At 68.4% G+C, this 10631-nt stretch carries 11 protein-coding genes; 7 read left to right on the forward strand and 4 right to left on the reverse strand.

Annotated features, from left to right (window positions below; genetic code table 11):
• Positions 1-443: 443 nt before the first annotated feature.
• Positions 444-1481, reverse strand: a complete 1038-nt coding sequence (locus tag Q8S38_RS02815) for a polyprenyl synthetase family protein (protein WP_305678890.1) — start codon at positions 1479-1481, stop codon at positions 444-446.
• A 168-nt stretch (positions 1482-1649) separates the two neighbouring features.
• Here Q8S38_RS02815 and Q8S38_RS02820 point away from each other — a divergent pair, with 168 nt between their 5' ends.
• Both Q8S38_RS02820 and Q8S38_RS02825 read left to right on the forward strand, forming a co-directional pair.
• Entirely contained in the window at positions 1650-1874 is a 225-nt protein-coding gene (locus tag Q8S38_RS02820; protein ID WP_305678891.1) for a putative signal transducing protein, read from the forward strand.
• A complete protein-coding gene (locus Q8S38_RS02825) occupies positions 1867-2658 on the forward strand; it encodes a tRNA1(Val) (adenine(37)-N6)-methyltransferase (protein ID WP_305678892.1) in 792 nt (263 codons plus the stop codon). Before Q8S38_RS02820 ends, Q8S38_RS02825 begins: the two co-directional genes overlap by 8 nt.
• Here Q8S38_RS02825 and Q8S38_RS02830 read toward each other — a convergent pair.
• Positions 2652-2978 carry a hypothetical protein gene (locus Q8S38_RS02830; RefSeq protein WP_305678893.1) on the reverse strand — a complete coding sequence of 109 codons (327 nt, stop codon included), beginning with the start codon at positions 2976-2978 and terminating at the stop codon, positions 2652-2654. The two genes, Q8S38_RS02825 and Q8S38_RS02830, sit on opposite strands and share 7 nt — an antisense overlap.
• A 155-nt stretch (positions 2979-3133) precedes the next feature.
• Complete coding sequence (locus Q8S38_RS02835; protein ID WP_305678894.1) at positions 3134-3439, reverse strand: hypothetical protein; 306 nt, start codon at positions 3437-3439, stop codon at positions 3134-3136.
• Positions 3440-3684: 245 nt separating this feature from the next.
• Between Q8S38_RS02835 and Q8S38_RS02840 the strand changes: the two genes are divergently transcribed.
• From Q8S38_RS02840 to Q8S38_RS02850, 3 genes are all read left to right on the forward strand, one after another.
• Positions 3685-4587: a glycine--tRNA ligase subunit alpha gene (locus Q8S38_RS02840; protein WP_305678918.1), complete on the forward strand. Its 903-nt coding sequence runs from the start codon at positions 3685-3687 to the stop codon at positions 4585-4587.
• The gene (gene glyS, locus Q8S38_RS02845; RefSeq protein ID WP_305678895.1) at positions 4587-6917 is read left to right on the forward strand and encodes a glycine--tRNA ligase subunit beta; all 2331 of its coding nucleotides are present in this window, start codon (positions 4587-4589) and stop codon (positions 6915-6917) included. Before Q8S38_RS02840 ends, glyS begins: the two co-directional genes overlap by 1 nt.
• Positions 6918-7257: 340 nt before the next feature.
• Positions 7258-7419 carry a Thivi_2564 family membrane protein gene (locus tag Q8S38_RS02850; RefSeq protein WP_171905132.1) on the forward strand — a complete coding sequence of 54 codons (162 nt, stop codon included), beginning with the start codon at positions 7258-7260 and terminating at the stop codon, positions 7417-7419.
• Positions 7420-7445: 26 nt separating this feature from the next.
• Here Q8S38_RS02850 and Q8S38_RS02855 read toward each other — a convergent pair whose 3' ends face one another.
• Positions 7446-8855, reverse strand: a complete 1410-nt coding sequence (locus Q8S38_RS02855; protein ID WP_305678896.1) for a hypothetical protein — start codon at positions 8853-8855, stop codon at positions 7446-7448.
• A 218-nt stretch (positions 8856-9073) separates the two neighbouring features.
• Between Q8S38_RS02855 and Q8S38_RS02860 the strand changes: the two genes are divergently transcribed.
• Together Q8S38_RS02860 and Q8S38_RS02865 are read left to right on the forward strand one after the other, a co-directional pair.
• Positions 9074-10330: a GTP cyclohydrolase II gene (locus tag Q8S38_RS02860; protein ID WP_305678897.1), complete on the forward strand. Its 1257-nt coding sequence runs from the start codon at positions 9074-9076 to the stop codon at positions 10328-10330.
• The coding region (locus Q8S38_RS02865; RefSeq protein WP_305678898.1) for a DUF1688 family protein at positions 10327-10631 on the forward strand (305 nt) is incomplete at its 3' end. The genes Q8S38_RS02860 and Q8S38_RS02865, both read left to right, overlap by 4 nt.

Consider the following 10631-nt stretch of genomic DNA (forward strand, 5'->3'; position numbering starts at 1 on the left):
GGTCGAGCGGTGGTGAGTCCCGTAGCCAGGGACGAGCGGCCGGGACGCCCAAAACACCCGCGCGCGGAGCCGGGCGGCGCGAGATCGGCGCTGCATCGACACCTCGACATCGACACTCGACATCGGCACGCGGCACTGGTCCGCGCGCCACCCGGCTCCGCGCATCCCCTCTGGGGGGCAATGATGCGAAACCCCGCGGCTCAGGTCGGTCGGGGGTTTTGGTGTGCCTTGAGACGAAAAGCACGGGGAACCCCTCTCCTGTAAGGAGAGGGGCAGGGGAGAGGTGTGGGCCCTTCGACCAGCACAGCGCCAACCCCACCGCAGCGGCGGTGAGGTCACGGCCACCGCGTCAAAAGGCCGACCCCTCACCCTGCCCTCTCCCTACGGGAGAGGGTTCCCCGCGACTGCTTCTCCAGCGTCGAGCGCCGCCCAGCCGCCGCCGCTCAATGCGCCCTTGCGACGCAGAAATCGACGGTCTCGTTCAGCGCCTGCTTCATCGCCGAGGCCGGGAACAGCCCCAGCGCGTCCTTGGCCATCTTGGCGTAGTGCTCGGCGCGCTCGATCGTGTCCTCCAGCGCGCGATGGCGCTTCATGATCGCCTGCGCCTCCACGAGATCGCCGTCGCGGATCTCGCCATCCTGCAGGGTGCGCGTCCAGAAGGCGCGCTCGGCCTCGCTGCCGCGCCGGAAGGAGAGCACGACGGGGAGGGTGATCTTGCCCTCGCGGAAATCGTCGCCGGTGTTCTTGCCGAGCGTGTTGGCGATGCCGCCATAGTCGAGCGCGTCGTCGATGAGCTGGAAGGCGATGCCGAGGTTGAGGCCGTAGCTGCGGCAGGCGGCGGCGTCGGCCTTGGGCGCGTTGGCGATGACCGGGCCGACCTCGCAGGCGGCGGCAAACAGTTCCGCCGTCTTGCCGCGGATGACGGCGAGATACTCGTCCTCGGTGGTCTGGGTGTTCTTGGCGACGGAGAGCTGCAGCACCTCGCCCTCGGCGATCACGGCGGCCGCCGTGGAGAGAATGTCGAGCGCCCGCAGCGAGCCGACCTCGACCATCATCTTGAAGGCCTGGCCGAGCAGGAAGTCGCCGACCAGCACGCTCGCCTCATTGCCCCAGAGCATGCGGGCGGCGAGCTTGCCGCGGCGCATGTCGCTCTGGTCGACGACGTCGTCATGCAGCAGCGTCGCCGTGTGCATGAACTCGACGGAGGCCGCGAGCTTGACATGGCCCTCGCCGCGATAGGCGCTCAGCGCCGCCGTCGCCAGCGTTAGCATCGGCCGCAGGCGCTTGCCGCCCGACGAGATCAGGTGGTTGGCGACCTCGGGAATCATCGTCACCTCGGAGCCGGTGCGCGACAGGATCATCGCATTGACCCGCTCCATGTCGGCGCGCGTCAGCTCGACCAGCTGTTCGATCCGGGCCTGGCTTGCCTTCGCGGTGCCTTGGCCCGCTTCCTTGTCCTCGAACGCGACGACGACGCCCATATCATTCACTCCGGCGGCCTGCCCAGCTTGCAGCGCGCTCAAGCCTTGCCACAACCGGCGCATCGGTGACCAGCCCCCGCGCGCCGGCTCCGACGCCGCAGGAGCCGATCTGGGAGGCAATCGGACGGGGGGCTTGCGTCGGCGCCCGCGGACAGGCTCCATCGGGCGATGCATGAACTCGTCCGCACCAACGACATCGTCCTGCTCGGCGCCATCGAGGCCTTGCTGACCTCGGCCAATCTCGGTTGCCTGATCGCCGACCAGCATATCAGCGCGCTGGAGGGCATGATCGGCGCCTTTCCGCGCCGGCTGCTCGTGCGGGAGGCCGACCGGATGCGGGCGCGCGCCCTGCTGATCGAGGCCGGTTTTGGTGGAGAGCTGCGCGATGGCTGATGCGCTGCCCGGCCTGGGCGAGATCGGCGAGGACCGTCTGCTCGACGGCCGCCTGGTCCTGCGCCAGCCCCGGCGCGGGCATCGCGCCGGCAGCGACGCGATCCTGCTCGCCGCCGCCATCCCGGAACTGGGCGAAGGGCCGCTCATCGATGTCGGCGCCGGCGTCGGGACGATCGGGCTGGCCGTCGCGCTGGCGCAGCCTGCCCTGCATGTCGTGCTGCTGGAGCGCGACCCTGAGCTGGCCGTCCTCGCGGCGCAGAACATCGCCGCAAACGATCTGGCGGCCCGGGTTTCGGTCGTCGCCGGCGATGTCGCCGGTCCTGCGGCGGCGCTCGGCCTGGCGCCCGGCAGCTTCGCCTGCGTCGCGATGAACCCGCCCTTTTATCCGCGCGAGGGCACGAAGGCCTCGCCCGTGCCCAACCGCCGCGCCGCCCATGTCGCGGAAGCGGGCCTCGAGCCCTGGTTCAGGGCGGCGCGACGCCTGCTGCGCCCGGGCGGGCGGCTCGCGCTGATCCACCGGGCCGAGGCGTTGGCGGAGGTCCTGGCGGGGCTCGGCAAGGGCTTCGGCGAGATCGCGGTCCGGCCGGTCCATGCGCTGCCTGAACGCCCGGCGATCCGCATTGTGGTGACGGCGGTGCTCGGCAGCAAAAAGCCGGCAGAGCTGCTGCCGGCTTTCGTTCTCAACACATCCGAGGGCGGTTTCACGCCGCAGAGCGATGCCCTGCACCGCGGCCGGGCCGGGCTTGAGCCGGCGACGGCAGGTGAGCCGCCGCGCGATCAGTAGTAATAGCGCGGCCCGTAGAACGGCACGACCGGCGGCACGAAGACCGGCGGGGGCGGCGGACCGTAGAAGCGCGGCGGGCCGTAATAGCGGCGCGGCCCATAATAGCGCGGCGGCCCATAGTGGCGCGGCGGGCCATAGTAGCGGCGCGGGCCATAAACGCGCCGCGGCGGGCCATAATACTGCGCCGGCGCGAGCAGGCCGGTCCCGGCTTCGATCGCCGGTCCGGCCGCCACCGGCGCGGCGCCGGCAGGTGCGGCGGCCAGCGACAGGCCACCCAGCGTCGTCGCGGCCGCGATGGCGAGAAGCGTTTTGCGGAACATGGATGAGATCCTCTGTGGTAGGCGCCGCCCGCCTTCGCGGAGCGGCCGACCGCTGTCCTGAGCGGCGGATTCGAGACTTCGGATGCCGAACGCCACGGTGTCGCGCCGTTCAGCTTGTCGTGAGATTGCGGCCGGATCTCGGCGCCGGGCCCGCCTCAGCGGCAGACGCGGACGGGGCGGATCACCCAGCGATAGCCGTTCCAGACCCTGCGATCGACGAAGAAGCAGCGCGGGCGATAGACCGGGCGGCCATAATAGCGCGGCGGACCGTAGTAGCGCCGCGGGCCGTAATGGCGACGCGGGCCATAATACTGGGTCTGCAGGACGAGGCCGGCCTCGGCCGGTGCGGTCTGGGCCAGGCCCGCCGAGATCGGTGCAGCCGAGGCCGGCGCAGCGGCGAAGGCGGCAGCGGCGAGGCTGAGGGCGCCGAAGATCGCGGCGACGATACGAGATGACAGCATGATGGGCTCCTCCATGCGTAAGACCGTCGATTCGGCTCGAGCGCTCCCCCCGATCGCCGCGAATCCACCGGATGCCTGCGAGATTATCGCGCCGATGATGAACAGAACCTGTCCGCCGCCGCGCCCCGCCGCCGCTTGACCGAAAGCCCGGCGAGCCCCTAAGCACGGCCCATTCTCGTCTTTCGGAAGGCTTCGACCCCGTGTCCGCCCTCGCTTCTCATTCCACCGCCGCGGCTTCGGCCGCGATGGACCCGACCCGCTCCTTCCAGGGGCTGCTGCTGACGCTGCAGCGCTTCTGGGCGGAGCGCGGCTGCGTCGTGCTCCAGCCCTACGACATGGAGGTCGGCGCCGGCACCTCGCATCCCGGCACGATGTTGCGCTCGCTCGGGCCCAAGCCCTGGAAGGCGGCCTATGTCCAGCCCTCGCGCCGCCCCAAGGACGGGCGCTATGGCGAGAACCCCAACCGCCTGCAGCACTATTACCAGTTCCAGGTCATCCTGAAGCCGAACCCGCCGAACCTGCAGGAGCTCTATCTCGACTCGCTGAAAGCCATCGGCATCGACGTGCTGCTGCACGACATCCGCTTCGTCGAGGACGACTGGGAAAACCCGACGCTCGGCGCCTGGGGGCTCGGCTGGGAGTGCTGGTGCGACGGCATGGAGGTCAGCCAGTTCACTTACTTCCAGCAGGTCGCCGGCATCGAATGCGCGCCGGTCTCCGGCGAACTGACCTATGGGCTGGAGCGCCTCGCCTGCTATCTGCAGAATGTCGAGAGCATCATGGAGCTCAACTTCAACGGGCTGGAAGGCGACGAGAAGGTCACATATCGCGACGTCTTCCTCCAGGCCGAGCAGGAGTACTCCCGCTATAACTTCGAACACGCCGACACCGCAGCGCTGTTCACCCGCTTCGCCGAGGCCGAGACCGAATGCCGGGCCCTGCTCGCCAAGGGCGAGAGCGGCGAACGCCACCTGATGGTCCAGCCGGCCTATGACCAGTGCCTCAAGGCCGGCCACAGCTTCAACCTGCTCGACGCCCGCGGCGTGATCTCGGTCACCGAGCGCCAGAGCTACATCCTGCGCGTGCGCGAACTCGCCAAGGCCTGCGGCGCCGCCTGGCTGAAGACGGCCGGCGGGGGAGCCAACTGATGCCTGATCTCCTGCTCGAACTCTTCTCCGAAGAGATCCCCGCCCGCATGCAGCGCAAGGCGGCCGACGATCTCAGGAAGCTCGTCACCGATGCGCTCGTCGAGCGCGGGCTGGTCTATGAGGGCGCCAAGGCCTTCGCCACGCCGCGCCGGCTCGCGCTCCATATCGCCGGCCTGCCCGTGCGCGGCTCCGCCATCCGCGAGGAGCGGAAAGGTCCGCGCGTCGGCGCGCCGGATGCTGCCGTGCAGGGCTTCCTCAAGGCGGCGGGCCTGGCCTCGCTCGACCAGGCGACCATCGTCAGCGACCCGAAGAAGGGCGACTCTTACATCGCCGTCATCGAGAAGCCCGGCCAGGAAACCGTCGCGGCGATCGCCGAGATCGTGCCGGCCGTGATCCGCAGCTTCCCCTGGCCGAAATCGATGCGCTGGGGCCAGGCTTCCGCCGCCGGCGCCAGCCTGCGCTGGGTGCGGCCGCTGCACTCCATCCTCTGCACCTTCGGGGCCGAGACGGAGGAGCCCGAGGTGGTGTCCTTCGAGGTCGACGGCATCGTCTCCGGCAACACCACCCATGGCCACCGCTTCCATGCGCCGGGCGCCATCACCGTGCGCCGCTTCGACGATTATGTCGCCTCGCTGGAGCAGGCGAAGGTCGTGCTCGATGCCGACCGTCGCAAGGAGATCATCCTCGCCGACGCCAGGACGCTGGCCTTCGCGCAGGGCCTCGAACTGGTCGAGGACGAGGGGCTGCTGGAGGAGGTGGCGGGGCTGGTCGAATGGCCGGTCGTGCTGATGGGCGCCTTCGAGGAGCGCTTCCTGGAAATCCCCGGCGAGACGATCCGCGCCACGATCCGCGCCAACCAGAAATGCTTCGTGCTGCGCGATCCCGCGACGGGCAACCTCGCCAACCGCTTCCTACTCACCTCGAACCTGATGGCGAGCGACGGCGGGGCTGCGATCGTCGCCGGCAATGAGCGCGTCGTGCGGGCGCGTCTCTCCGACGCCGCCTATTTCTTCGCGACCGACAAGGGCAATCTGCCCGATCTCGACACGCTGAAGGACAGCGCCGCCAAGCTTGGGCTCGACCTCGCCAAGCCGCTCGACCAGCGCATGGCCAAGCTCGACAGGCTCGGCGTCGTCTTCCACGCCAAGCTGGGCACGCAAGGCGAGCGCGTGCAGCGCATCGCCGCGCTGGCGCGCGAACTGGCTCCCATCGTCGGCGCCGATCCCGATCTCGCGGAGCGCGCCGCCAAGCTCGCCAAGGCCGATTTGCCGACCGAGATGGTCGGCGAATTCCCCGAGCTGCAGGGCCTGATGGGCCGCAAATACGCGGAGCTTCAGGGCGAGCACCCCTCGGTCTGCGCCGCCATCGAGGAGCACTACAAGCCGCTCGGCCCCTCCGACCGCGTCCCGACCGATCCGGTCTCGGTGGCGGTCGCGCTCGCCGACAAGCTCGACACGCTGGTCGGTTTCTGGGCGATCGACGAGAAGCCGACCGGGAGCAAGGATCCGTACGCGCTGCGGCGGGCGGCACTGGGGGTGATCCGGCTGGTGGTCGAGAATGGGGTCAAGCTCCGACTGACTGCGCCAGTTGCGCGACAGTTCGGTCGAGTAACCAGTGCTGGACGGTTCGCTGAATTGAGCGATGTCGCCGCGAACGCTGTTCCGCTACGAGATTTCATTGGAGGTGAGCTAGCCGAAGCTTTTGATCAACATCTTGCTTCGCAATACAGCCCAGATGCAGCGCGGAACATTATCAAGCAGACTCGAACTGCGGTTTTGGCTGCCTATCGGGATCTCCGCAGCTTTTTACACGATCGGCTGAAGGTCATGCTCCGCGATCAGGGCGCGCGGCATGATCTGGTCGATGCGGTGCTGGGCGAGGGGACACCGGCTTCCGAGGACCTGCTCCTCATCACCCGCCGCGTCGCCGCGCTCGGGCGCTTCCTCGAAACCGAGGACGGCAAGAGCCTGCTCGCCGGCTACAAGCGCGCCGCCAACATCCTCAGGGCCGAGGAGAAGAAGGACGGCGAGGGCGCCTTTGCGGGCGCCGCCGATCTCGGGCTGATCGCGCAGGCCGGGCTGATCGAGGAGAAGGGGCTGGCGGTCGCGCTCGCGCAGGCGACGCCGAAGGCCGAGAGCGCCGTCGCGGCGGAAGACTATGAGGGCGCGATGGCGGCGCTGGCCGATCTGCGCCCTGCGGTCGACGCCTTCTTCGACAAGGTCACCGTCAACGATCCCGATCCGGCGCTGCGGGCCAACCGCCTGCGGCTGCTCAACCAGCTGCGCGCGGCGACCCGCGCGGTCGCGGATTTCGGGCGGATTGCGGGCTGAGCCCCTGACGAGCAAAGCGCGGGGAACCCTCTCCCGGAGGGAGAGGGGCAGGGGAGAGGGGTCGGCCGTTGGACGCCGCTGCCGTGACCTCACCGCGCGCTGGCAGGTAAGCGATCCACCGGTCCAGGGGCCTACACCTCTCCCCTGCCCCTCTCCTTACAGGAGAGGGGTTCTCCGTCGCGGCTCGCCGGCCTCATCCCCACCCTTCGCCGGCAAAACTCACCCCTGCGGAACCTATTCGCCCCCCGCGACGTTCTGTCAGCGGATTGAGGTGCTTGCGAATGCGTCGCGGCATCGGCTCCGGGGGGCCGGCTTTCGGCCGATACCAAAGGTTCATTTCATGTCGATTCTGATTTCCCTGCTGATCACCGTTCTGGTCATCGGCCTCGTACTCTATCTCGTGCGGATGCTGCCGCTCGACAGCCAGATCAAGAACGTCGTCCAGATCATCGTCATCGTGATCGGCATCATCTCGCTGCTGCGCTATCTCGCCGTGTTCTGAGAACCGCTGCCGCGGCGGGGCCGGACTCAGGGCGTCCGGCCCCGTGGCGGAACTCTGGGCTGCCCGGGCCGCGGCGGAAGCGGCGGCCCTTTTTGCCGTGGAGGAACCTGGGGTGCCGGCCGGTTGCGCGGCGGGGGCGGCGCTGGCCTGCCATTGGCCCGGCGAGCGGGCACCGGGGGTTTGCCCTGCGGCAACGGGTTGGCGGGCACGGGGCCGTAGAAGGTCGTGATCACCTCGAGAATCCAGGTCGTGTTCACGTCGTAGGCGTAGGGGGACTTGCCGTCGCGCCCCGTGTAATTGCGCAGCAGCTTTTCCGCGAAGAACTGCCGGCCTTCTATCGTATTGGCGACGATGTGTCCGTCGACGGCTTGTTTCCACAGAGCCGCCACGCGCTTCTTGTGCTCGATTTTTTCGCTGACGTATTTCTGCGCGGCGGTGTCGTTGGCCACATAGGCGGTCTGCTGGCCGAGCAGCAGCGCGCGGGCCCAGTTGCCGCGGTTCTGGATGAAGTCGCGGCCGCTGACGCAGTGCCGGCGGGCGTAGTCGTAGATCTGGATGCCCTGCACATTGACGCCGTGCATCATCAGCGTCTGCAGGAAGCTCATGAAATTCGCCTCGTCGGGCTGGTAATGGCCGCTGTCGTTGCAGACGGCCTTGATCATCCCCTGCTCGATCAGGATCGTGCCCGCGCATAGCACGGGATCGCCGCCCAGATAGGACGAGTGGTAGAAATTGCCGCCGCTGCCCGGGCCGGCGCTGCCCTCTCCGCAGTGATGGCGCGCCATGTAGAGGTCGCGGCCCATGCTCATCGCAAAGCCGCCCCACTGCTTCAGACCGAAGACGTTCTTGTTCGAGGCGCTCTCGGACTCGGCGAGGACGAGCTTCATGCCCTTGGGCTGCTTCTTTTCCTGCGTGACCAGCCCGCCATCGGGCGTCGGCCGCGTGAGTTCGTGCCCCTTGCCGGGCCACATCCACATATAGGCTTTGCCGTTGCGGAAGCTGAGCCTGTACTTCGCCACCTCGGCGCGGGTCAGATAGGTCGCGAACTGGCCAACGAGGTCGAGATGCTCGCCGTGATAGCTGAGCTTGCGGCCGAAATGGCGCTCCAGATGCTCCGGCAGGGTGTTGATCTTGCAGGAGAGCGCCTCGGCGAGCGAGTCGGCTGTATACTTGTAGAGTTCGTAGATCACCGGCCGCCGGCTCTTGTCCATGCCGGGCGTGTTGCCATGCACCTTCAGCCAGTAGTCCAGCGTGAAGAAGAGATCCGAATGAAGCTGGATCTTGGCATAGGCTGACCGGTGCGGCCCGTATTCGCGCAGCAGTGCGTCGATGCGGGTGAGGATGATGTCGTCCTTCCGCCGGGCGAGGGCGACGCTGCTGTCCTTGAGCCACTGATCGAGCGTAGGCATGTTCTTGTATTCCTTAGCGCCGGCCATGCCTCACTCCCCCTGCCTGAATTCCCTCTGTGGACCCACGCCTCGAGTTTGAACGAAGTCGTCATGTCTGTCGCGGATTAAGGGCGCTGCGGCGGCTCAAGTCGTCGTGCCAGTGCAGGTTGACCACCTGCGGCTCTCGGCTCATACTGCTCAATTGGGCGAGAGGTCCCGGGCAGCGAGCCTGGGACCTTTTGCTTTTGCAGGCTTCGGACCCGGCTATGAGCTCCCCCAACCGCACCACCCATACCCGCCTGACCTCCTACCCCGAGCCCGGTAGCGCCGCGGCCCGCTTTCCCATCCACTGGGGCGCGCAGACGCCGGCCGGGCGCGGCCCGGTGATCGCATCGACCACGACGCCGGCCGACCGCAACGTCATCGGCGCCCATGGCGGCTCCTATTCGGTCTATCGGGCACTGGCGATCTCGGCGCGCGCGATGAACCCCTCGCAGCGCCCGGACCTGCACAACACCCATCCGACCGCCGAGATCCCCGCGCAGCCGCAATGGTTCGAGCCCGGCAAAATCGTCTCGATGGACCCGTTCGGCCACCGCGTCGCGCAGGATTTCGGCGGGCTGATCGGCGAGGGCATCGACATCCGCCCGACCATCGCCATCACCAAGGCCCGCCTCAACCTGCCGGAGATCCTGGCCGCGATGGGCGCGCATCGGCTCGCGCCTGACGAGCACATCCTGCACGCATCGGGCGACATCAGCGTCACCAAGATTGCAATCGACCCGGTCTGGCACCTGCCGGGCATCGCCGAGCGCTTCGGCACGACCGAGGCCGAACTGCGCCGCACGCTCTTCGACCAGACCGGGGGGATGTATCCGGAGCTGGTGACACGACCGGATCTCCACGTCTTCCTGCCGCCGATCGGCTCGATCACCGCCTATGTCATCGGCGAGATTTCGGCCATCACCGATCCCAGGCGCCGCGTCTCCTGCCGGGTGCATGACGAGTGCAACGGCTCGGACGTCTTCGGCTCGGACATCTGCACCTGCCGGCCCTATCTCGTCCACGGCATCGAGGAGGCGGTGAAGGAGGCTCAGGGCGGCGGCGTCGGGCTGATCGTCTACAACCGCAAGGAAGGCCGGGCGCTCGGCGAGGTGACGAAGTTTCTCGTCTACAACGCGCGCAAGCGCCAGGTGGGCGGCGACACGGCCGACCAGTATTTCGCGCGCACCGAGTGCGTGGCCGGCGTGCAGGACATGCGCTTCCAGGAGCTCATGCCCGACGTGCTGCACTGGCTGGGCATCACGAAGATCCACCGCCTGGTCTCCATGAGCAACATGAAGTTTGATGCCATCACCGGCTCGGGCATCGAGGTGGGGGAGCGCGTGAACATCCCCGACGAGCTGATCCCCGCCGACGCGCGCGTGGAGATGGACGCCAAGATGGCGGCGGGCTACTTCACGCCCGGCGTGGTGCCCGACGCCGAGGAGCTGAAGATCGCCAAAGGCCGGGGGCTGAGTTGATCACCGACACCCACACGCCCGCAGGCGCGGCCCGCGCGCTGCGCTCCACCACGGCCGTGCGCGAGCGTTCTCAACAGCTGCTCGTGCGTGCCCGCGCGGGCGAGTCCGACAGCTTCTCTGTCAACGACGGCGCGCTGGCGCTGGCCGCCAGCACCGTGGCCGAACTCACGCGCGCCCGCTTCCCGGATGGGGGCATCCCGTACCACAGCCGCTGGCGGCACTTCGAGGCCGGCGGGGTGGACCGGGCGGGCCAGCTCGACGCGCTGCTCGGCCCGGTGGATGCCGCGGCGCGCGCCCGCGC

It is taken from the genome of Allobosea sp., assembly GCF_030695125.1.
Taxonomy (GTDB): domain Bacteria; phylum Pseudomonadota; class Alphaproteobacteria; order Rhizobiales; family Beijerinckiaceae; genus Allobosea.

Bases quoted from the DNA above. Each gene is read 5' to 3' on its own strand.
- Q8S38_RS02815 (WP_305678890.1), bottom strand. From the start codon at position 1,481: ATGGGCGTCGTCGTCGCGTTCGAGGACAAGGAAGCGGGCCAAGGCACC.
- Q8S38_RS02820 (WP_305678891.1), top strand. From the start codon at position 1,650: ATGCATGAACTCGTCCGCACCAACGACATCGTCCTGCTCGGCGCCATC.
- Q8S38_RS02825 (WP_305678892.1), top strand. From the start codon at position 1,867: ATGGCTGATGCGCTGCCCGGCCTGGGCGAGATCGGCGAGGACCGTCTG.
- Q8S38_RS02830 (WP_305678893.1), bottom strand. From the start codon at position 2,978: ATGTTCCGCAAAACGCTTCTCGCCATCGCGGCCGCGACGACGCTGGGT.
- Q8S38_RS02835 (WP_305678894.1), bottom strand. From the start codon at position 3,439: ATGCTGTCATCTCGTATCGTCGCCGCGATCTTCGGCGCCCTCAGCCTC.
- Q8S38_RS02840 (WP_305678918.1), top strand. From the start codon at position 3,685: ATGGACCCGACCCGCTCCTTCCAGGGGCTGCTGCTGACGCTGCAGCGC.
- glyS (WP_305678895.1), top strand. From the start codon at position 4,587: ATGCCTGATCTCCTGCTCGAACTCTTCTCCGAAGAGATCCCCGCCCGC.
- Q8S38_RS02850 (WP_171905132.1), top strand. From the start codon at position 7,258: ATGTCGATTCTGATTTCCCTGCTGATCACCGTTCTGGTCATCGGCCTC.
- Q8S38_RS02855 (WP_305678896.1), bottom strand. From the start codon at position 8,855: ATGGCCGGCGCTAAGGAATACAAGAACATGCCTACGCTCGATCAGTGG.
- Q8S38_RS02860 (WP_305678897.1), top strand. From the start codon at position 9,074: ATGAGCTCCCCCAACCGCACCACCCATACCCGCCTGACCTCCTACCCC.